Here is a 21,402-nt window from a genome sequence, read left to right as displayed (position 1 = left end):
AAATATGAATTACACTAAATTCTCTGAAATAAAATCACAGCTCTTTTTAATCGAATCATAAGAATCAGAAGCAAAATTATTCTCCTGTTCTACAAAAAAATGAATCATTCCAGATTGTTTGGCTTCTTTAAAAATAGGTTTAAAATCGATTGTTCCAGAACCAATTTCCGTATTCAAATCGTTGTTGTTTTTATCCTTATCTTTTACGTGCCACATTTTAAAACGTCCTGGATTTTCTTTGAATAATTTTAAGGGATCATTTCCAGAATGAATTACCCAATATAAATCTAATTCAAAATAAACAAGATCTTTGTCGGTTTCCTTTAATAAAATTTCATAACCTGTAACTCCATCATGTTTTTGAAACTCAAAATCATGATTATGATAAGCCAGTTTTAAGCCTGCTTTTTTGCACATTTTTGCAGCTTCATTTACACGAGCCGCAATCTTTTTATAATCTTCTATATTTCTCCTAAATGGTTCATCGACCCACGGAATAGTCAAAAATTCACTTTTTAGAATTTTTGCTGCTTCAATTAAAGCAATTAATTCCTCCGTATTTCCATCATACAAAAAGCTTCCTAGATTGTAATGACCACTGACTGCTTTCAATCCATTATCATCTAAGATCTTTTTAAGTTCCTTTGGCGTTAATCCCCAAAACTGATCTTTTATAGAAAAACCGTATGTTTCAACGGTCGTATATCCCGCTTTTGCTACTTTTTCTAAAGTTCCTTTTACATCTTTAGGAAGTTCATCACGAAGCGTATACAGCTGTAAACCTATTTCTTTTTTATTCATAGAAAGTGCAAATGATGGTGAAGCCAAAACTGCTGTTGCAGCAAGACCTGTGGTTACGATAAAGTTTCTTCTGCTAATCATGTTAATGATTTAAATTTCAGAAAGTAAATATATTATAAAAATTGATTCTTAAAGTTTTTTGCGAAATTTTGAAGTGCTTCTGCGGTTTGTTCTGACGTGATTTCGCCTTCAGCATTAACTTTTCCGCGTACTCCCTGAATTAAAAGCTGTGTTGCATCATCAAATTTAGCTTCGAGTGTTTTCATTACTAACAAAAGCTGTTCGTGCCCCATTTCGCCAGAAGCTGAAGCTGTAATAAGACCCGTTTTTTTGTTTGAAAAAATAGTAGTTGACACACACCATTCTAAGGCATTTTTTAAACTTCCGGGAAGACTGAACACATATTCAGGCGTGCAAATGATAATTCCATCAGCATTTATGATTTTATTTCTAAATGTAGTGATTTCTTGCGGAGGATTATCAGTATCCAAATCTGGATTAAAATGCGGAAGACGCTCTAAATCTTCAAAAAAATCTACTTCAAATTCAGGTTTTAAGTAATTTGAAATGTATTTCAGAATTTTGAAGTTACTTGAGTTATTTCTGGTACTGCCCGATATGGCAAGTATTTTTATTTTTGTTGAAGCCATTAAATAAGCAATTCGTATTTTTATGATTAACTATAAAAATACGAATTACTTAAAGATATTTCTAAAAAAAATTATTTTGCAGTCAACAAATTCATTCCCTGCATTTTCTGAGAATCAATTGCCTGTGGTGGATAATTTTGTTTCTCCTGACGTGTCGAGGTGACTTTACCTTCTTTGCTTATATAGACATAATTGTAACGCCAGTAATTTGGTCCAGCAATTTTTGATCCATCGGAGTTCTCTCTGTCAAAAATCTGATCGGCATAAACAAGAATTTCTCCATTTTGATTATTATTTAAAGTTCTTACTGGATTTCCCAGTTTTTTTAGCACTTTAGTTTTAGCTTCCCCCACAGCGACTGTAGTTGAGCTGGTACTTGCACAGGAGAATATAAAGAGTGCAAGAAATGCGGACATTACTATTGTTTTTTTCATAATAAGCATTTGAATTTATGTTTGGTTTTTGGTCGTTATAAACTGATAATTAGGAATGTAATGATAAATAAAGTTACGAAATTAACTTTTACATAATTTAATAGGTATGTTATATAATTATTAGCAAATGACTCATTAGCATTATTTGTATCTTTGCCGACAAGAAAATTATCGAATAAAGATGCGAATTGACATTATTACTCTCTTACCTGAATTATTAAGAAGTCCGTTTGAGGCTTCAATTATGAAACGCGCCATTGATAAAGGTTTGGTCGAAGTGCATTTTCACAATCTTCGTGATTATAGCACAAACAGACAGAAAAGTGTAGACGATTATCCTTTTGGCGGAGGTGCGGGAATGGTAATGACGATTCAGCCTATCGATGATTGCATTACACATTTGAAAAGCCAGCGTGAATATGACGAGGTGATTTATATGTCTCCTGATGGTGAAACTTTAAATCAGAAAATGGCAAATAAAATGTCTATGTACGAAAACATTATCATTTTATGCGGACATTACAAAGGTGTTGATCAAAGAGTTAGAGATCATTTTATCACAAAAGAAATCTCAATTGGCGATTACGTTTTGTCTGGAGGAGAATTGGGCGCAATAGTTTTATCAGACGCCTTAATTCGATTAATTCCTGGTGTTTTAAGCGACGAAACCTCAGCATTAACAGATAGTTTTCAAGACAATTTGCTTTCAGGCCCAATATACACAAGACCTGCAGACTATAAAGGATGGAAAGTTCCAGAGGTTTTAACCAGCGGTCATGCGGCTAAAATTGACAAATGGCGTGAAGACAAGGCATACGAACACACTAAAAATAGACGTCCAGATTTATTGGAAGGTCATTAGAAAAGTGTTCAGTTTTCAGTCGCAATATTCAGTCTGATAAAAGTGAGAATGAAAACTAGAAAAAAAATGAATCTAAAACACATTTATAATACTCGCAATTATATTGAGACAAATTACAATCAAATTATCTCAATAAGTGCTGTTGAAGATATTTCTAGTTACTCTTACAGAAATTTACAGCGCGTTTTTTATTCTTTGTTTCAAGAAACCATTGGCGCTTACCAGACTCGGCTGAAAGTAGAAAACGGATATAAAAAGCTTTTATATTCTAATGAACAAATCTCTGATATTGCTCTTGAGATTGGTTTTGCTGATGTACAGTCTTTTTCCAAAACTTTTAAAAAACATTTTAAATCTTCTCCTTCTGCGGCACGAAATCAAAAAGAATTGCTGCTAAATGATTATCCCAAAAGCGAAGAACATATTGTTTGTATTTTAGAACCCGAAATTGTTTTTGTTCCCGAAATAACAGCTTATTATTCCAGCTGTAAAACCTCATACATTAATCCTGAAATAGAAAATCTTTGGGATTCTTTATTAGAAAATGAAATAGCCGAGCCTATTTCCGATTTCTTCGGTATTATTACAGACGATATTTTAATTACCGAGAAATCGAAATGCACTTATGAAGCTTGCATTGTTACTGAAGCCATTATTAGAAATCTTCCAACAAAAAAACTTTTTGGAGGTAGATATGCGCGTTTTCTTCATCACGGATCTTATAAAACCCTAGAAGACACTTATCAGCAAATTTTTGGCGGATGGTTTCTTAGTAATGATTTCGAAATATCTCATTTACCAGTTATTGAACAGTATATCAAAAACGATTCAAATTGCAAAACGCCAGCCGATTATCTTACAGCTATTTATATTCCTCTTATTTAAATTGTCCATTTTGGACAACTTCGCAATTACTATTTAGAAATACTTTTGTCTTGTCAAATTATCGATAAAAAATGGCATTAAACATTTAAAAATAAAACAACTAAGATGGAAAAGCTTTTTTTAACATTATTATTAATTCCTCTAATCTCTTCTTGTCAAGGAGATGAAATGAATACAATTGCAGATAAAATAGAAAATACCGAAGTTATGTATACAATGCCAGAAGAATCGGCTCCGCATGAAGGAACTTGGCTTCAGTGGCCACATCAATATCAATATGGAATTGATTATAGAAATGATTTAGATGCTACATGGATTGCCATGACTAAATCATTAATAACAAGTGAAAAAGTTTTTATTATTGCCTACGACCTTGTCGAAAAAAGCCGAATTGAAGCTTTATTACAAGAATCAGGAGTCACATTATCTTCTATAGAATTTAAAATTTATAAAACCGATGATGTTTGGGTAAGAGATAATGGACCAATTTATGTAAAAGACAAAAACAATCAATTGGTTATTCAAGATTGGGGATTTAATGGTTGGGGCAAAAAAGCCGCTTTTCAAAATTGCAATACAATTCCTTCAGAAATCGCTGCAGAACAAAAAATCACGGTTTTAGATTTAAACAAAACAATGATCAATGAAGGTGGAGCTGTAGAAATAGACGGAAATGGCACTTTAATGGCTACCAAAAGTTCGATTCTAAATTCAAACCGAAACCCTTCAATGACGCAGCAACAGGCCGAATCGAATTTTAAAAAATATCTTGGCGTAACACATTTTATTTGGCTAGACGGCAAAGCTGGCAGGGAAATTACTGATATGCATATTGATGGATTTGCTCGTTTTGGAAATAAAAATACCATTGTAACCATGAATGAAAATGATTTGCAATATTGGGAAGTTCCTCAAAATGACATTAGCACTTTATACAATTCGAAAGATAAAAACGGTAAAAATTTTACTTTCTTAAAATTGCCATTGTCTAAAAATAATGTTGTGACAACTTACGGTAAAAACTTAGGGTACAAAGGTTCTTATGTAAACTTTTATATTGGAAACACGGTTGTTCTGGTTCCGAATTATAATGACCCGAACGATATAGTTGCCAATCAGCTAATTCAAAGTTTGTATCCGACTCGAAAAGTAATTGGCATTGATGTTCGCAATTTATATGCAAATGGAGGAATGATTCATTGTGTTACACAGCAACAGCCGAAGTGAGTTTACAGTTTACAGTCTCAGTTTACAGTCTCGGTCTTAATAACGCAAACCGTGATTGAGACTAAATACTAACCCACAAATAATCAGACAATTAAAAAAATAGAATTTAGAATTTTATTTCTTGGAATTTCATTTTTTTCAAACTATATTTGCACCCGAATTTGACCAACCTCTGGCGAGATCCGTGAATGTTGCTCTAATATAAAAACCATAATTTAAATTATCATGGCAGATTTATTAAAATTCGTTCAAGACGAATTCGTTGCTAAAAAAGATTTCCCAGATTTCGGAGCTGGAGACACAATCACTGTTTTCTACGAAATTAAAGAGGGTGAAAAAACAAGAACTCAGTTTTTTAAAGGAGTTGTTATTCAAAGAAGAGGTTCTGGTGTTACAGAAACTTTTACTATTCGTAAAATGTCTGGATCTGTTGGTGTTGAGCGTATCTTCCCAGTAAACTTACCAGCTTTACAAAAAATTGAAATCAACAAGAAAGGTGCTGTACGTAGAGCTAGAATTTTCTACTTCAGACAACTTACTGGTAAAAAAGCTAAGATTAAAGATAAAAGAAGATAATTTATTTTTTTCTAAAGTACAAAAGTCCCAAACTGATATTTCAGATTTGGGACTTTTTTTGTTTTTAAAACTTATGGAAACTATTTAGAAAGTTCTCTCTACCGCTTTATTTATCTTTAAACTGAAATTTTTTTTCAATAATAAATTTAAATCATAAAATTTTACTTACATTTGTAGCTATTAACAAACATTTAACAGTATTAACACTATGAAAACCAAAAAAAACTATCAAAATTTTATGTTTATTACTTTTTTCAATTATTTTTTCAAATTGTGAAAATGAAAGTACAGTCCAATCTAATGCCGACCCAGCGGTTATTGAAGCAAAAAATTGGCTTGAAAAAAATAATCCAAAATTAACAATTCTGAATTACACTAAACAAATTGATTGGGATCAAGCCATAATAACTGATGGTAGCAAAGGGAAGGTTGTAGAGGTTCCTATTACTTTAAACAATAATACAGAAATAAAAAAAGGAGATAAAATAATTAAATCTTACAATAGATTAATGTTTATTAAAGACAATAAACTTACATTCAAACTATCGCATGTTTTAATCACAAGTGAAAAAGAAAATTTTGACGTTACAGATGAAAAATTTAATTTTTACAACATAAAAACAGATTTTGAAGGCACTGTAACCGTCTTAAATATTGATGATAAGATAGATTCTTATAGTACAATTTCAAAAAAATCTATAACTTCAACAAGCAACAAAACGAAACTTGAAGAACAAGTTTGTCTTTATCTAGTTAAAACTTATGATGACGGTAGTTTTGATGTAATCTATTTAATCTCATGTCCTGACCAAGGTGGTGGTGGCGATAATGGTGGAGGATCAGGTGGTTATGGCGACAATCCTAATCCAGAACCAACCCCATGCGAAGAAAGTATGGAAGAGCTTATCAATTCTTCTTACCCAACCTCAGAATTTTTAGAATCAACAATTAAAGAAGAAAACAACACAACAAGAAGAAAAAATTACAAATGGGTAATTTTTACAGGACCAGGATATACTTTAAATTCTAGTGAAACTGGCATACATCAAAAAGTCACAAATTCTAACCCTTCTTTGCAATGGCAATGGGTAAGCTTAACACACAATACAATTTATAAAGAAGGAGTTGTCGCTGGAGGGGAGATATCAAACACTTTAATATACGCTCAACCAACCATCGGACAATATAATTCTATTATGGATCTAAACTATAACGTCATTTTTTCAAGCACTTTATGTGGCAAACCCGTTTCAAAAGAACATAATTATAGCGCTGTACATAATTTCAATATAAATGACTAAAATTAATAAAACTGTAAGCTTAAAAATAACATTAGCTGTTTTTGGGCTTACAATATTTTCATTTATTGTATCATCTTTCATCAGAAAGACTGAAAAAAATGAAATTACCAAAACATATATACATAATAGTTTTCCCGTTTTTAAATCTGATGCAAGTTTTTTTATACTAAATGACAGTGCTGCGGTCATTAATTATAAAAATTATGCCTTATATGAATTTGGAGACATATTTAGTATTCAAAACGATTCAGCAACTATTGATGAAAAAGTAATTAACAGATACTTTCTGCTTAAAGAAAAAGAGCAATATGGATACTATTATGATTCTCTGAATGCTAAAACCGGAAAAAGAGTTAGAATGGATTCTATTTTGAGTAAAAGAGCATATTATAACCAGACCTTTTTCATTCCTTCAATTATGCAATTGATTAGCTCTAAAAAAGACCAAAATGGCTATAAATTAATAGAAAAATATAAATGTAAAACCAAAATAGATGTATCCTATCCTGACACCATAATAGTATACTTTTCAAACAAAATGAAAAGTACAAGTTTCACCCTTTCTAAACATCTTGATTCAATAAAAAAATTGAAAGCATTAAAAATAAGAGCTATATTTAACTCCCAATTTATCAAAGGTTATCCTAGTAAGTTTCCGCAATACGAGTATAAGTTTGAATTAACGGAAGATTCGATTTCTAATCTTAACAAGTATAAAGAATTTATTGAAAAAGAAATAAGTAGATAATAATTTACGCTGAGATGTTATAAAAAACTCGTTTCATACTGCTTGAAACGAGTTTTTTTTATGTTCAATTTTCAACACTAACAAAACCGTAATTTTTTAATACCAAAATCATCGATTTAGCAATTTAACGAGCTCGAAATAACAATCTGTTAATTTCATCTTTTCTCTTCAAAACTCAACCGTTTTCGTTGTGATTTTATTATATTTGCTCCGCTCATTTTGAGCCGAATATATCTTTTACATCGTTAACTCCTGACGATACGATTATAAAAAAAAAAGAAAATGAATAAATCAAAAATTTTTTACACCTTAACTGATGAGGCGCCTTTATTGGCAACGTACTCTTTGTTACCAATTGTTCAAGCTTTTACAGCAACAGCTGGAATTGAAATCGAAACCAGAGATATTTCGCTGGCAGGAAGAATTTTATCAAACTTCCCAGATTCTTTGACAGATGCTCAAAAAACTGGAGATGCTTTGGCAGAATTAGGCCAATTAGCAACTCAGCCAGAAGCAAACATTATCAAATTACCAAACATTTCAGCATCTGTACCGCAATTAAAAGCGGCAATTGCTGAATTACAATCGCACGGATACAACGTACCAAATTTCCCAGAAGATCCTCAAAACGACGCTGAAAAGGAAATTAAAGCTAAATATGCAAAAGTATTAGGTTCTGCTGTAAACCCTGTTTTACGTGAAGGAAACTCTGACCGTAGAGCTCCAAGAGCAGTTAAAAACTTTGCAAAAGCAAATCCACACTCAATGGGTGCTTGGTCTGCTGACTCAAAAACTAAAGTAGCTTCTATGTCAGGCGGTGATTTTTACGGAAGTGAAAAATCATTGACTGTAAATGAAGCAAATGATGTAAAAATCGAATTTGTTGCTAAAGATGGTTCAACAACTGTTCTTAAAGCAAGTACTCCATTAAAAGCTGGAGAAATTATCGACAGTTCAGTTTTAAGCGTAAGCAAATTAAAAGCTTTTGCTGCTGATGTAATCGCTGAAGCAAAAGCTGCAGGAGTTTTACTTTCTGTACACTTAAAAGCTACAATGATGAAAGTTTCTGATCCAATTATCTTTGGCGCTATCGTTGAAGTATATTTTGCAGATGTTTTCAAAAAATACGCTTCTTTATTCGCTGAATTAAATGTTGATACAAGAAACGGTTTAGGTGATATCTACGCTAAAATTGCTGGAAGACCTGAGCAAGCAGAAGTTGAAGCTGCTATCGATCAAGCAATCGCAAACGGTCCAGCTTTAGCAATGGTTAATTCTGATAAAGGAATTACAAACTTACACGTTCCATCTGACGTAATTGTTGATGCTTCTATGCCAGCAATGATCCGTACTTCTGGACAAATGTGGAACAAAGAAGGTAAAGCACAAGATACATTTGCTGTTATTCCTGACCGTTCTTACGCTGGAGTTTATACTGCAACTATTGATTTCTGTAAAAAACACGGTGCTTTTGATCCAAAAACAATGGGAAGTGTTCCTAACGTTGGATTAATGGCTCAAAAAGCTGAAGAATACGGATCTCACGACAAAACTTTCCAAATGAAAGCTGACGGAGTTGTACGTGTTGTTGATGCAAACGGAAATGTTTTAATGGAGCAAAACGTTGAAGCTAATGACATTTTCAGAATGTGTCAGGCTAAAGACGCTCCTATTCAAGACTGGGTTAAATTGGCTGTAAACAGAGCTCGTTTATCTAGCACTCCTGCTGTTTTCTGGTTAGACGAAAACAGAGCACACGATAGAGAATTGATCATAAAAGTTCAAAAATACCTTAAAGACTACGATACTACAAATCTAGATATCCGTATTTTAAACCCGATTGCTGCTACTGAATTTACTTTAGACAGAATCATCAAAGGTTTAGATACTATTTCTGTAACAGGAAACGTTTTACGTGACTACTTAACAGATTTATTCCCAATTTTAGAATTAGGAACTTCTGCTAAAATGCTTTCTATCGTTCCTTTAATGAATGGTGGTGGATTGTTCGAAACTGGTGCTGGAGGTTCTGCTCCTAAACACGTTGAGCAATTTACAGAAGAAGGATACTTACGTTGGGATTCATTAGGAGAATTTTTAGCTCTTGGTGCTTCATTAGAGCATTTAGGACAAACTTTAGATAATTCTAAAGCAATTGTTTTATCTGAAACTTTAGACCAAGCAAACGATAAATTCTTAGCAAACGATAAATCTCCAGCTCGTAAAGTGGGTCAGATTGATAACCGTGGTTCTCACTTCTATTTAGCATTCTACTGGGCTCAAGCTTTGGCTGCTCAAACTAAAGATGCTGAATTAAAAGCGATCTTTACTCCAATTGCAGCTGAATTTGAAGCTAACGAAGCTAAAATCGATGCTGAATTAATTGGTGCTCAAGGTAAACCTCAAAACATTGGCGGTTACTACCAACCAACACCAGAATTGGTAAGCAAAGCAATGCGTCCAAGCGAAACTTTCAACGCTATTGTTGCTAAAATCAAATAATTCAGAATACATTTTGTATTTCTAAATAAGTAAAAGGACAACTCTCAAAGTTGTCCTTTTTTTTCTTAACTTATGTTTAACAAAAATTCCGTAAGAATATGTAGTAAGAATTTGTTAACTATGTAAATCAAAATCAATATAATGATTACAAAAAAGACCTGCACATTTTTTCTTTTTATTCTTACGATTTTCACCTCATTTGCGCAGGAAAAATTCACTTTAAGTGGAATAATCAGTGACAGCAAAAACAACGAAACTTTAATTGGAGTTAATATCTTTATTCCGTCCCTAAAGATAGGAACTACAACCAACGAATATGGTTTTTATTCCCTTTCTGTTCCTAAAGGAGAATACGACATCGAAATCAGCTATGTTGGCTATCAAACCATTCAGAAACATATTTCTTTACATCAAGATACAAAAAGCAATTTCTCAATTAAAGAAGGTGGCGAAGAACTGCAAGAAGTTGTTATTACTGAAAATAAAGGTAAAATAAATGTCAAATCGCCAGAAATGAGCGTGAATAAACTCTCCATTTCAACCATAAAGAAAATGCCGGTTGTTTTAGGAGAAGTTGACGTTATAAAATCGATTTTGTTACTTCCTGGTGTAACCAATGCGGGCGAAGGCGCTTCTGGATTTAATGTTCGCGGAGGCGGTGCAGACCAAAATCTCATTCTTTTAGACGAAGCAACTATCTTTAATTCTTCTCACGTTTTCGGATTCTTTTCTGTTTTTAATCCCGATGCTATAAAGGATTTAAAATTGTATAAAGGTGGAATTCCTGCACGTTATGGCGGTAGAGCTTCTTCGGTTTTAGAAATCTATCAAAAAGACGGAAGCAGTAAAGATTTCCATATGAATGGCGGTATCGGACTAATTTCAAGCCGTTTACTGGCTGAAGGCCCAATTGTAAAAGACAAAGGTTCTTTTTTGATTGGCGGACGAGCTTCTTACGCCCATCTTTTTTTAAAACTATCTGAAGACAACAAAAATAACTCTGCCTATTTTTATGATTTAAACACCAAATTAAGCTATAAGCTCAATGATAATAACAGTTTATATTTATCAGGCTATTTTGGACGTGACGTTTTCAGTTTAAACAAAAGCTTTACCAATACGTACGGAAATTCAACTTTAAACCTAAGATGGAATCATTTGTATTCTAATAAATTATTCTCCAATCTCTCTTTAATTTACAGTGACTATTATTACGGACTAGATCTTGATTTTGTGGGATTCAATTGGGATTCTGGAATCAAAAACTACAATATCAAATACGATTTCAAGCATTATCTTTCAGATAAACTAAAACTAAATTATGGCGTAAACGGTATTTATTATGATTTTAATCCCGGAACCATAAAACCAACTTCTGAAGATTCTGGGATAAATCCTGATCAATTAGACAAAAAATATGCTTTTGAACCTTCTGTTTATTTGGATGCAGAAAGTCAGCTTTCTAAAAAAATCACGGTGGCTTACGGATTACGCTACAGCTTATTTTACAGATTAGGAGCTTCAACTATTAATTATTATGACAACAATCAAGCAGTAGTTTTTAATAATGATATGCAGATTTACGAAAAAGGCACGCCGACTTCAACAAAATACTTCAGCCAAAACAAAGTCATTCAGAGTTATGATAATTTTGAACCTCGTTTTTCTCTTTCTTACCAATTAAATGAAGACCAATCTATAAAAGCGAGCTACAACAGAATGGCGCAATATCTTCAGTTAATTTCAAACACCTCATCTCCTACTCCGCTGGATGTCTGGATGCCGAGTGATAATTACATTAAACCTCAACTCGCAGATCAGGTGGCGTTAGGATACTTTAGAAACATTTATAATGATGCCTATTCTTTAGAAGTAGAAACCTATTACAAGAAAATTCAAAATAGATTAGATTATATAGATGGAGCCGATTTAATTGCCAACAATGCCATTGAACAAGTTATTTTAAACGGTCACATGCGTTCGTATGGTTTAGAGCTTATGATAAAGAAAAACAAAGGCAAATTTAATGGATGGATTTCGTATACATTATCAAAATCTGAACAGCAGACTCCTGGAAGAACTCCTGAAGAAATCGGAATTAACAATGGTCAATGGTACGCTTCAGCTTATGATAAAACTCATAATCTTGCCATTACATCTGCTTATAATTTAAACGAAAAATGGTCATTTGGTGCTAACTTTGCTTTGCAGTCAGGACAGCCTGTTACTTATCCGAATGGGCAGTACGAATATTTAGGAATCACAGTGCCAAGTTATGGTTTGCGAAATGAAAATAGACTTCCTGCCTATCATCATTTGGATATTTCAGCAACTTTAACTCCAAGCAAAAATAAAGATAGAAATTGGAAAGGCGAATGGGTATTCAGTATTTACAACCTTTACAATCGCATGAATGCAGCCTCAATCAATTTTCGTCAAAATACGGACACCGGTTTGAATGAAGCTGTTCAGCTATCAATTTTCGGAATTGTTCCAGCTGTTAGTTATAATTTCAAATTCTAAAAATAAGTTTAGAGACTAAAAACATATATATGAAAAAATTAGTTTTTTTAATCGTGCTTTTCACATCTCTATTTTTCGCAAGCTGCGAAAAGGTTGTGGATGTTGATTTAGATACAGCTCCTCCGAAATTGGTAATAGAAGCGGCTATTACCTGGGAGAAAGGAACAACAGGAAATGAGCAGACAATAAAGCTGACAACTACAACGGGTTATTTTGAGAATAAAATTCCAACCGTTTCTGGAGCAATTATTTATATAGAAAATAGTAAAAAGGAAAGATTTAATTTTATCGAAATTAAAAAGACTGGCCAATATTCATGCATAAATTTTACACCCGTTATCGATGAACAATATACGTTAACTGTAATTAGCCGAGGAAGTAGATATATCGGAACAGAAACTTTAAAATCAGTAGCTCCCATTACCCGCATAGAACAAAATAATCAAGGCGGTTTTACTGGAAAAGACATTGAAATAAAAGCTTTTTATACTGATCCTGCCGATACAGATAATTTTTATTTATACAAATATTTATACTCAAATAAAGTTAAATCAACTTTCTATGTAGACGAAGATAAATTTTTTAATGGCAATGAATTTTTTAGCCTTTCAGACGATGAAGATTTAATAATTGGAAATGAAATTGAAATCAAACATTACGGGATTTCAAAACAGTACTATAATTATATGAATATTTTGGTCAGCATTGCAGGAAGCACTGTTGGAGGACCATTTCAGTCTCCTCCTGCAACCGTAAAAGGAAATATGATCAATGTAACCAATAAAGATAATTATCCGTTAGGCTATTTCTCTCTAAGTGAAACCAGTACAGAAAATTACAAAATTAAGTAATTATGAAACCTATCATTAGAAACTTAACCGAAAAAAAACTCCTTGGACATTTCATAGAAATGTCTTTTATTGAGAATAAAACTTTTCAATTATGGAATGGTTTTATGCCAAATCGAAAAGAAATAAAAAATACAATTAATGCCAATTTATATTCTTTAGAAGTTTACGCAGAAAATCATTTTGATAATTTTGACCCTAATGACAGTTTTCAAAAATGGGCTGCCGTAGAAGTTTCAGATTATTTAACTATTCCAGAAGGAATGCAAACTTTAACTATTCCTCATGGTTTATATGCTGTTTTTCTTCATTTAGGGCCAGCGACAGAAGCTCATCAAACCTATCATTATATTTTTGCAGAATGGCTTCCAAATTCTGAATACACGGTAGACAATAGACCGCATTTTGCTGTAATGAATGAAAAGTATAAAAAAGACGATCCTAATTCTGAAGAAGAAATCTGGATTCCGATAAAAAGCAGAAATTAATTATGGTTCTAGAAACTCTAAAAACACTTTTCAATCGAGATTTAAACAAATTAAGAGAAGAAATTGGATCGTATCAAAACGAAAAAACGATTTGGGTAGTTGACAAAAATATCTCCAATTCAGCAGGAAATCTATGCCTTCATTTAATTGGAAATCTAAATACCTACATCGGCGCTGAAATTGGCAAAACTGGTTATATTCGAAATCGTCCTTTAGAATTTTCATTAAAAGATGTTTCAAAAACAGAATTAATCCAGAAAATTGAAAACACGATTTTAGTAGTAAATAATGCTCTAGATTCCTTAACAGAAACAGATTTAGAAAAAATTTATCCGCAGATTGTTTTTGAAAAAGAAATGAAAACAGGTTTCTTTTTAATTCATCTTTCTACCCATTTAGCCTATCATTTAGGACAGATAAATTACCATAGAAGGTTGCTTGATTTTTAGTTTTTTTTTGCCACAGATTAAAGGAATTAAAATGATTAATCCCATTAATCTGTGAAATCTGTGGCAAAAAAATAGAAATCTAAAATTGTAGCTGTAACTTAGCACCACATTCAAAAAACACTTATGTCATCACATCATATAGTCCGAGACGATCAGGAACCAGCTTTAATAATTGCAAATGGCGCAGCCTGTGATCCTGAATTATTAGGACAATTACTAGAATGGTCTCCACTGGTTGTTGTTTTAGATTCGGCTATAGAAAGAGTAATTGAATTAGGTATAAAAATAGATGTTTTATTAGGTGATTTTGACCGTGGTTTTGATCCTGAAATTTATAAAACTTCGCAATTTCCAATCGAAATCGTTCACACACCCGATCAAGATAAAACAGATTTAGAAAAAGCTTTTGATTATCTTATTGAAAGAAAAATTCCTGCCGCAAATGTCGTTTGGGCAACTGGAAAACGCGCAGATCATACGATTACAAACCTAACGCAGATTGTTCGCTACAGAAATTTACTCAAAATTGTAATTCTCGACGATCATTCTAAAATATTCTTGCTGCCAACAAAATTCGAAAAATGGTATACCGCAAAAACACCTATTTCGTTAATTCCAATTGGTGTCGTTAACGGAATTTCTTCAACCAATTTAAAATACGAATTAAAAAACGATACGCTCACAATGGGCTACAGAACCGGAAGCAGTAATTCTGTTGAACAAGACGGAATTGTAACCATAACACATCGCGACGGAGATTTGCTTTTAATGGAGTGTTTTGATTAATTTTTCCTTTTGAGCAAGCTGATTCCAAGGAAGTATTTTTAATACTGAGGCTTTTTTCTTACTTTCACAACCTGAAATTTATATTTATGAATTGGGAAGCTAAAATTATCATCCATAAAAAAGAAAAAAGAATTGCGGTTTATTTTGAAAAAAATGCTGACTTAATAACTCGAATAAAAAAGTTGACAGGTTCGCGTTGGAGTCAAACTTTAGGTGTTTGGCATCTACCTGATACGACTGAAAACAGGGTAAAATTTCGTTTAGTTCCTCTTTCTCATTCTTTTCCTTCAGAGGAGGGTTTCGAGCAAATAAAAAAATTCGTTCAATGGCTTTCTTCTAAGAGATACAGTCCGAACACTATCAAAACGTATTCTGAAGCTTTAAAATCTTTTTTGATATTTTATCGAGAAAAAAACATTTCAGAAATTACCAATGAAGACGTATTTATTTACAACAACGAATATATTCTTACAAACAACCTTTCTTCTTCCTATCAAAATCAAATCGTCAATGCCTTGAAATTATTTTTCATTACGGTACGCAACACCAAAATAGAAATTGACAAGATTCATCGCCCCAAAAGGTCAAAAATTTTACCCAACGTTTTGAGCAAAGCAGAAATAAAATTGATTTTGAATGCACATTCTAACATCAAACACAAAACAATGCTTTCATTGATTTATAGTTGTGGCTTGCGCCGAAGTGAACTTCTAAATTTAAAACCTTCTGACATTGATTCCAAGAGAGGAATCGTTATTATTAGACAAGCGAAAGGCAAAAAAGACCGAATTTCGCCCTTATCACCTAAAATATTACAAATGCTTCGAGAATATTATATGATATACAAACCGAGCATTTGGCTGTTTGAAGGTCAAAATTCTGGAGAAAAGTATTCAGAACAGAGCTTGCAAAGTGTTTTGAAGCAAGCCCTACAAAAAGTTGGCAATACAAAACCAGTAACCCTCCACTGGATGCGCCACAGCTATGCCACACATTTATTAGAAAGTGGAACTGATCTGCGTTATATACAAGAATTATTAGGTCATAGCAGCAGCAAAACTACTGAAATCTATACACATGTAAGCACTAAAAATATTCAACAAATTAAGAGTCCTTTTGACGAATTATAAAGAATTATCATATATTTGATTTAAAAATAAAGCACGACGTTTATCATACATATCTGCCCAAAACTGAGTAGCTTTGTATGATTTTGTCATACATATATACTAGTTAGGAGAGATTGCTCCGTGGACGAACAACAGATGAATTTAATAAGGATTTTAGAAACGGAAAAAACTAAAAACATCTAAAGCAAGCTGACCAAAATTGAGCGCAAAAAATGTTGCGGACAAACAAAACGTAAACCGCTTTTTGGACAACCGAAAGCGGATTTTTTTTGTCTCTTTTTTTGAAATTTAACAGAAGTTTGAAATTCAAATGCTGAAACTAATTGGACGGAAAATTAGAAGGCGGAAAACTTGCTAAAATTGGAATCGAAAATCGGAACGGCAAATCGTTCGTGCTTCTCGTCCGTGTCGCAACCTCTCCTAACATACGCTACAAGCGATTTGGGCAATTGGCTTAATTTGAAAATGGTTTTGTATTTGTGAGAATTTGGCTAATCCGAAAATTAACGTTACTTTAGTCCCAAACCGCGTGTAGCGCGAGAACGTTATGTGGCATTTTAACGAAAAAAACGAATAAATTTTTGGAAAAAATAATATTTGAAACTGAAAGAATTCCATTCAAAGAAAGATGCAAAAAAGATATTGGAACTAAAATTTTTGCCTTTTTAATTTTTGCATCAATCCCAATATTTTCTTCTAATGAATTTAGTATTATTTCAATATTATTTATTCTCTTTTTTTTGATTATTTTCTTATTTATAACTTATGATGAGTCAAAAGTGTTTATATATAAAATTGAATTTGAAAATGAAAAGATAAATATTTTTGGTAGCAATTTTGATAAAGATTGGATTGAAAAATTTAAAATTAAGAAAGTAAATATTCAAATTAAAGTGCGTGTCTCAAAAACGGGAAGTGTAATTGGATATATGTTAGTATTCAAAAGCGCAAAGAAAAAAATCACATTAAACAAGTTAAATAATTGGAATAATTTTGATTTGCATCAGATATTTACAGAGTTTAAAAGATTGAAAGGCGAAAAAATTATAATTGATGAGAAATCATTAATCGATGGAATTAAGAAAAAAGCAGAAGATGACGGCGAATGGAGATACTAAACAAAAAAAACGCCACATAACAGCTACTACAACGGATTTGGGCAATAGGCTTAATGGAAAGTTGGTTTTGTATTTGTAATGATTTGGCAAATCCGAAGAATGGGCTAAATTTAGTCCCAAACCCGCTGTAGTACCAAGACGTTGGCAGTAATTTTGCAGTAGAAAAGAGAATTCAAGAATATAATGAAACAAATTAAAAGCTTAAGATTGACGTTTTTTTGGTTAACAATTATTTTTATTATAGTTGCACTTTTTTGCATTGACAATTGGACAATATTTACCTATTTATTTTAAAAACTATAAAACACAAAGCATTTTTTATAACTTGATATTTGCAGGTTTACCTTTCGCAATTTTGTTGACACTTTTTGGAACTTTAAAAAGAAACCACTCGAAATACAAAAATTGGACAATTGGAACTTTAACCGTTTTATCAGCAGGATTTTGCTTCTTCATTCTGATGTTTACTATGTTTACAATTGGTTTCGGTGCTTGGACAAACGAAACAATATTATACAGAAATAATGATGATAAAAACATAACTATTAATCAGCAAATATTTGACGTCGGAGCGTTAGGTTACGGTGGAAGAAGAACTGTTAAATTAAAACCACTATTTGTGATTTTTCAAACTGTTGAGAGTATCGACATAACAAAAATTGATAAAGCAAAATGGACTTATGTAAATGAAGAAGGCGACATTCACTTTCCATAGAAAAAACTACTGCCAACAGCTACTACAACGGATTTGGGCAATAGGCTTAATGGAAAAATGGTTTTGTATTTGGAATGATTTGGCAAATCCGAAAATAAGGCTTAATTTAATCCCAAACCCGCTGTAGTAGCGGGACGTTAGTGGCAAGCATAGCGAAAAACAACATAATGAAAATCAAGAAACAAACCCTAAAAAATGTTGACAGATAAACCTAAATCTTTTTTGAATTTAAAAATAATCTGGAAAGATGATGATATGTTTGAATTAAAAATTACAGCATCTAACACTTCATTTTATGGTTTAACTGAAGTTTATGACCAATCAGAACGCTTGTCTGAATTTGCTAAATCATTAAATACTTTTCCTGAAAACGACAAAGTTCTATTTTATGAAGCAGGCGAAAAAGACAGCTATGCTTACTTTTCTATGAAATATTATTCTATTGGAAAAAGTGGGCGTGTTGGAGTGGAAATAAACCTTGAAAGTAATGTATCAACTGAATACAGAAAAGAAGAAAAAAACAAGTTGAAATTAGAAATAATTGTAGAACCTAGTGCTATTGATAGATTTCAAAAAGAACTTTATGATTTAGCAAAAAAAGAAGACGGCTCGGCGATTCTTTATGGTAACGACAACAGACTTGATATCTAATTATACGAAAAAAAGCCAGCCACTAACAGCTACTACAACGGATTTGGGCAATTGGCTTAATGGGAAGTTGATTTTGTATTTGGGATGATTTGGCAAACCCGAAGAATGGGCTTAATTTAGTCCCAAACCCGCTGTAGTACCAGAACGTTGGCGGTAATTTTACCACGAAAGAAACTTAACAATTAACAGAAATGACAGATTGGTATAGACGAAAAACTTGGACAAAAATTGACGAAGAAGAATTCTTTGCAAAACTTGGACGAGCAAGAAAAGATGGACGAGCTCAATATTTAAAAATACAAGCCATTGAATTAGTTTATACCAAAGACAAAGAACTATTGGTCGTTGCTGAAGAACTTCTGAACAAAGTCTTAACAGAATATCCTGAAAATAGAATTGAAAAAAGTACGTGTTATAATTTTTTAGGTCAAATCTATGAGTTAAGAAATGATGCAGAAATGGCAATATGTTTTTATAAAAAATCACTTGACTATGAGAAGGAATTTCCTAACGTAATATCAGGTTCTGATTTAGACTTTTCAAAAATTGTAGTTCGTGAAAATAAAATAGAATTTTTCGACGAAGTAGAAAATATAATTACTGAAAAAATTAAAAAAAAATCGATAATCTTTCCAGTTCAAAACTATATTATGTATTCCATTTTGGCAGTAATTTCAGAATTTAAAGGCAATTTTGAACAAGCAAAAAGTTTTGCAGATATAGCAGAAAAGAATTCGAAAGCAGAAAAGAATTCGCTTTGGAATCCACGAAAGCAAAAAATTGGTATTGTAGAAAATCGAATAAATTGGTTAGATAAACTAGTAGGAAGAAAATAAAAAACTACCGCCAACAGCTACTACAACGGATTTGGGTAACAGGCTTAATGGGAAAATGGTTTTGTATTTGGGATGATTTTGCAAATCCGAAGAATGGTCTTAATTTAGTCCCAAACCCGCTGTAGTACCAGAACGTTATGTGGGAGTTGAAAAAGAAATTTACTGCTAAAATCAGGTTTTTTTAAAAGCAAATTGTTGCGCAGAAAATCGAAATTCAGAAACGTGAAAATTGGATTTTTAATTGAAAACTTGAATGTCGGAGTTTCTAAACTGAATCCGAAATGCAAAACTTGAAAAGCAGAAACTTGAATTTCAGGGTTTCTAAACTGAATATGAAAAACAAAACTTAAAAATTGGAGTTTTAAATTAGATTGCGAAAACTGAAACTTAAATATTGAAGTTTCATTGAGAATAAAAAATAAACAATCGTTTTGGGTGTAAACTGAAACGAAAAAGGGAATAAAATTTAGCCGAGATTTGGGCAAGAATTAGGTTTTTAATCGGCCAAGATAAGGCTGAAAATCGATTAATAATTGGGAATATCGGCTAGAAACAACCCCCACATAACAGCCACTACAACGGATTTGGGCAATTGGCTTAATGGGAAGTTGGTTTTGTATTTGGATGATTTGGCAAATCCGAAGAATGGGCTTAATTTAGTCCCAAACCCGCTGTAGTGCCAGGACGTTATAGGGCATTTTAAAGAACGATAGTGAAACAAATAACAAACATATTAATTGGAATGACTTTGGTTTTGTTCATAGCTTGTGGACAAGGACAAATAAAGACACCTGAAAAAGCAATGGCAAAATTTGAAGAATTTAAACGCAAGGAAAAGTTTATCCCAGACGAACAACTATTTTATCCAGGCATTGGAGATCCAACCCAAAAACCTATTCTGACAGAGAAAATAAATTTAGTGGCGGACGATTTTGAGAAACTTGCCAAAACAGGTAACGCAACAGACAAAGACTATCAAAATGCTATCAAAATTGGACTTGAAAGATTTACAGGTATTTACATTGATTCCGAAAACCAAGAAAGAATTTGTTATTATTTTGAAGAACTAATGGACATAGTTGGACTTGAAAGTTCGGACGGACAATTGAATAACTTTAGATATGGTTTTGACGGAACACAAAAGCAACACTGAAAAAACGCCCTATAACAGCTACTACAACGGATTTGGGCAATTGGTTTAATGGCAAGATGGTTTTGTATTTGGAATGATTTGGCAAATCCGAAGAATGAGCTTAATTTAGTCCCAAACCCGCTGTAGTACCAAGACGTTAGGCGTCACTTTGGAGTAACAGAAAAGAAAATAAGTATGAAAGAAATAATTTTTCTAGTATTAACATTAGTGGCAAATTTTTGTTATTCACAAAATGAAATTAAAGAAAGAAAGCCGTTTCTTTTAAGATTAGTAGTTGATAAAGAGCAATTTTATCAAATACAAATCAATAAATCAGAATACTTTGTTAAAGAAAATGTTATACAAATTTTTCCAACCGAACAACTGAATATTGAAGCAGAAATTAAAAATGATACAATATCATCAATGAAAGTTGTCGAAAAAATTGAGAATCCTAAAAAACTATACAAATTCAATTTCTGCAGAACGTTAAAAATAACAAACCTGAAGGAATGATGTTGAAAGTAACAAATCCATTTGACAAAAAATTAAATTATAATGCACAAATGTATATTGTTGGAAATACCAAATGGTTTCCGACAAGTATAATTCCAATCGAACCACATCTACTAAACTATGAAACTTGGAATGATGTAATTATAACTTTAATTTTAGGAAATTGGAGATTTGAAAAATAAAAATCATGAAAACAATTATAGCTATAATATTTATCACATATT

General features: G+C 32.3%; 23 protein-coding genes. 20 read left to right on the top strand and 3 right to left on the bottom strand.

Annotated features, from left to right (window positions below; translation table 11 throughout):
* Positions 1-9: 9 nt before the first annotated feature.
* From OZP10_RS15815 to OZP10_RS15805, 3 genes are all read right to left on the bottom strand, one after another.
* On the bottom strand, positions 10-882 hold the full coding sequence (locus OZP10_RS15815; protein ID WP_281631745.1) for a sugar phosphate isomerase/epimerase family protein: 873 nt from the start codon (positions 880-882) through the stop codon (positions 10-12).
* A 32-nt stretch (positions 883-914) separates the two neighbouring features.
* Positions 915-1,451 (bottom strand): NADPH-dependent FMN reductase, encoded by a 537-nt coding sequence (locus OZP10_RS15810; protein WP_281631744.1) that lies wholly within the window; start codon positions 1,449-1,451, stop codon positions 915-917.
* A 71-nt stretch (positions 1,452-1,522) separates the two neighbouring features.
* The gene (locus OZP10_RS15805) at positions 1,523-1,885 is read right to left on the bottom strand and encodes a hypothetical protein (RefSeq protein WP_281631743.1); all 363 of its coding nucleotides are present in this window, start codon (positions 1,883-1,885) and stop codon (positions 1,523-1,525) included.
* Between the two features lie 181 nt (positions 1,886-2,066).
* Between OZP10_RS15805 and trmD the strand changes: the two genes are divergently transcribed.
* From trmD to OZP10_RS15705, 20 genes are all read left to right on the top strand, one after another.
* Positions 2,067-2,747, top strand: a complete 681-nt coding sequence (gene trmD, locus OZP10_RS15800) for a tRNA (guanosine(37)-N1)-methyltransferase TrmD (RefSeq protein WP_177210464.1) — start codon at positions 2,067-2,069, stop codon at positions 2,745-2,747.
* 48 nt (positions 2,748-2,795) lie between these two features.
* Entirely contained in the window at positions 2,796-3,632 is an 837-nt protein-coding gene (locus OZP10_RS15795) for an AraC family transcriptional regulator (RefSeq protein WP_281631742.1), read from the top strand.
* Between the two features lie 105 nt (positions 3,633-3,737).
* Positions 3,738-4,859, top strand: a complete 1,122-nt coding sequence (locus OZP10_RS15790; protein ID WP_281631741.1) for an agmatine deiminase family protein — start codon at positions 3,738-3,740, stop codon at positions 4,857-4,859.
* 225 nt (positions 4,860-5,084) lie between these two features.
* On the top strand, positions 5,085-5,435 hold the full coding sequence (rplS, locus tag OZP10_RS15785; RefSeq protein ID WP_111423834.1) for a 50S ribosomal protein L19: 351 nt from the start codon (positions 5,085-5,087) through the stop codon (positions 5,433-5,435).
* 509 nt (positions 5,436-5,944) lie between these two features.
* Positions 5,945-6,736, top strand: coding sequence for a hypothetical protein (locus OZP10_RS15780; protein WP_281631740.1), 792 nt, complete (start codon positions 5,945-5,947; stop codon positions 6,734-6,736).
* Complete coding sequence (locus OZP10_RS15775) at positions 6,729-7,484, top strand: hypothetical protein (protein ID WP_281631739.1); 756 nt, start codon at positions 6,729-6,731, stop codon at positions 7,482-7,484. Before OZP10_RS15780 ends, OZP10_RS15775 begins: the two co-directional genes overlap by 8 nt.
* A 282-nt stretch (positions 7,485-7,766) precedes the next feature.
* Entirely contained in the window at positions 7,767-9,986 is a 2,220-nt protein-coding gene (locus tag OZP10_RS15770; RefSeq protein ID WP_281631738.1) for an NADP-dependent isocitrate dehydrogenase, read from the top strand.
* Positions 9,987-10,127: 141 nt separating this feature from the next.
* Positions 10,128-12,509, top strand: a complete 2,382-nt coding sequence (locus tag OZP10_RS15765; protein ID WP_281631737.1) for a TonB-dependent receptor — start codon at positions 10,128-10,130, stop codon at positions 12,507-12,509.
* 29 nt (positions 12,510-12,538) lie between these two features.
* Positions 12,539-13,360: a DUF4249 domain-containing protein gene (locus OZP10_RS15760; RefSeq protein WP_281631736.1), complete on the top strand. Its 822-nt coding sequence runs from the start codon at positions 12,539-12,541 to the stop codon at positions 13,358-13,360.
* 2 nt (positions 13,361-13,362) lie between these two features.
* Positions 13,363-13,845, top strand: coding sequence for a GyrI-like domain-containing protein (locus tag OZP10_RS15755; protein ID WP_281631735.1), 483 nt, complete (start codon positions 13,363-13,365; stop codon positions 13,843-13,845).
* Positions 13,846-13,847: 2 nt separating this feature from the next.
* The gene (locus OZP10_RS15750; RefSeq protein ID WP_281631734.1) at positions 13,848-14,294 is read left to right on the top strand and encodes a DinB family protein; all 447 of its coding nucleotides are present in this window, start codon (positions 13,848-13,850) and stop codon (positions 14,292-14,294) included.
* A gap of 123 nt (positions 14,295-14,417) precedes the next feature.
* Positions 14,418-15,080, top strand: a complete 663-nt coding sequence (locus tag OZP10_RS15745) for a thiamine diphosphokinase (protein WP_281631733.1) — start codon at positions 14,418-14,420, stop codon at positions 15,078-15,080.
* 86 nt (positions 15,081-15,166) lie between these two features.
* Entirely contained in the window at positions 15,167-16,210 is a 1,044-nt protein-coding gene (locus tag OZP10_RS15740; RefSeq protein ID WP_281631732.1) for a tyrosine-type recombinase/integrase, read from the top strand.
* 581 nt (positions 16,211-16,791) lie between these two features.
* Positions 16,792-17,328 carry a hypothetical protein gene (locus OZP10_RS15735; RefSeq protein ID WP_281631731.1) on the top strand — a complete coding sequence of 179 codons (537 nt, stop codon included), beginning with the start codon at positions 16,792-16,794 and terminating at the stop codon, positions 17,326-17,328.
* A 355-nt stretch (positions 17,329-17,683) separates the two neighbouring features.
* The gene (locus OZP10_RS15730) at positions 17,684-18,043 is read left to right on the top strand and encodes a hypothetical protein (RefSeq protein WP_281631730.1); all 360 of its coding nucleotides are present in this window, start codon (positions 17,684-17,686) and stop codon (positions 18,041-18,043) included.
* A gap of 195 nt (positions 18,044-18,238) precedes the next feature.
* Entirely contained in the window at positions 18,239-18,694 is a 456-nt protein-coding gene (locus OZP10_RS15725; protein WP_281631729.1) for a hypothetical protein, read from the top strand.
* Positions 18,695-18,885: 191 nt separating this feature from the next.
* A complete protein-coding gene (locus OZP10_RS15720; protein ID WP_281631728.1) occupies positions 18,886-19,530 on the top strand; it encodes a tetratricopeptide repeat protein in 645 nt (214 codons plus the stop codon).
* Between the two features lie 712 nt (positions 19,531-20,242).
* The gene (locus tag OZP10_RS15715) at positions 20,243-20,683 is read left to right on the top strand and encodes a DUF4844 domain-containing protein (protein WP_281631727.1); all 441 of its coding nucleotides are present in this window, start codon (positions 20,243-20,245) and stop codon (positions 20,681-20,683) included.
* Between the two features lie 174 nt (positions 20,684-20,857).
* Positions 20,858-21,178, top strand: a complete 321-nt coding sequence (locus OZP10_RS15710) for a hypothetical protein (protein ID WP_281631726.1) — start codon at positions 20,858-20,860, stop codon at positions 21,176-21,178.
* Entirely contained in the window at positions 21,175-21,360 is a 186-nt protein-coding gene (locus OZP10_RS15705; protein ID WP_281631725.1) for a hypothetical protein, read from the top strand. Before OZP10_RS15710 ends, OZP10_RS15705 begins: the two co-directional genes overlap by 4 nt.
* Positions 21,361-21,402: the final 42 nt, after the last annotated feature.

Origin of the sequence: Flavobacterium luteolum, from assembly GCF_027111275.1 — a bacterium.
Lineage (GTDB): Bacteria > Bacteroidota > Bacteroidia > Flavobacteriales > Flavobacteriaceae > Flavobacterium > Flavobacterium luteolum.
This window is presented reverse-complemented; position numbering and strand designations above follow the sequence as displayed.

Excerpts from the sequence above, each read along its gene's own strand:
- OZP10_RS15815 (WP_281631745.1), bottom strand. The coding sequence starts at position 882 with ATGATTAGCAGAAGAAACTTTATCGTAACCACAGGTCTTGCTGCAACA.
- OZP10_RS15810 (WP_281631744.1), bottom strand. The coding sequence starts at position 1,451 with ATGGCTTCAACAAAAATAAAAATACTTGCCATATCGGGCAGTACCAGA.
- OZP10_RS15805 (WP_281631743.1), bottom strand. The coding sequence starts at position 1,885 with ATGAAAAAAACAATAGTAATGTCCGCATTTCTTGCACTCTTTATATTC.
- trmD (WP_177210464.1), top strand. The coding sequence starts at position 2,067 with ATGCGAATTGACATTATTACTCTCTTACCTGAATTATTAAGAAGTCCG.
- OZP10_RS15795 (WP_281631742.1), top strand. The coding sequence starts at position 2,796 with ATGAAAACTAGAAAAAAAATGAATCTAAAACACATTTATAATACTCGC.
- OZP10_RS15790 (WP_281631741.1), top strand. The coding sequence starts at position 3,738 with ATGGAAAAGCTTTTTTTAACATTATTATTAATTCCTCTAATCTCTTCT.
- rplS (WP_111423834.1), top strand. The coding sequence starts at position 5,085 with ATGGCAGATTTATTAAAATTCGTTCAAGACGAATTCGTTGCTAAAAAA.
- OZP10_RS15780 (WP_281631740.1), top strand. The coding sequence starts at position 5,945 with ATGTTTATTAAAGACAATAAACTTACATTCAAACTATCGCATGTTTTA.
- OZP10_RS15775 (WP_281631739.1), top strand. The coding sequence starts at position 6,729 with ATGACTAAAATTAATAAAACTGTAAGCTTAAAAATAACATTAGCTGTT.
- OZP10_RS15770 (WP_281631738.1), top strand. The coding sequence starts at position 7,767 with ATGAATAAATCAAAAATTTTTTACACCTTAACTGATGAGGCGCCTTTA.
- OZP10_RS15765 (WP_281631737.1), top strand. The coding sequence starts at position 10,128 with ATGATTACAAAAAAGACCTGCACATTTTTTCTTTTTATTCTTACGATT.
- OZP10_RS15760 (WP_281631736.1), top strand. The coding sequence starts at position 12,539 with ATGAAAAAATTAGTTTTTTTAATCGTGCTTTTCACATCTCTATTTTTC.
- OZP10_RS15755 (WP_281631735.1), top strand. The coding sequence starts at position 13,363 with ATGAAACCTATCATTAGAAACTTAACCGAAAAAAAACTCCTTGGACAT.
- OZP10_RS15750 (WP_281631734.1), top strand. The coding sequence starts at position 13,848 with ATGGTTCTAGAAACTCTAAAAACACTTTTCAATCGAGATTTAAACAAA.
- OZP10_RS15745 (WP_281631733.1), top strand. The coding sequence starts at position 14,418 with ATGTCATCACATCATATAGTCCGAGACGATCAGGAACCAGCTTTAATA.
- OZP10_RS15740 (WP_281631732.1), top strand. The coding sequence starts at position 15,167 with ATGAATTGGGAAGCTAAAATTATCATCCATAAAAAAGAAAAAAGAATT.
- OZP10_RS15725 (WP_281631729.1), top strand. The coding sequence starts at position 18,239 with ATGTTGACAGATAAACCTAAATCTTTTTTGAATTTAAAAATAATCTGG.
- OZP10_RS15720 (WP_281631728.1), top strand. The coding sequence starts at position 18,886 with ATGACAGATTGGTATAGACGAAAAACTTGGACAAAAATTGACGAAGAA.
- OZP10_RS15710 (WP_281631726.1), top strand. The coding sequence starts at position 20,858 with ATGAAAGAAATAATTTTTCTAGTATTAACATTAGTGGCAAATTTTTGT.
- OZP10_RS15705 (WP_281631725.1), top strand. The coding sequence starts at position 21,175 with ATGATGTTGAAAGTAACAAATCCATTTGACAAAAAATTAAATTATAAT.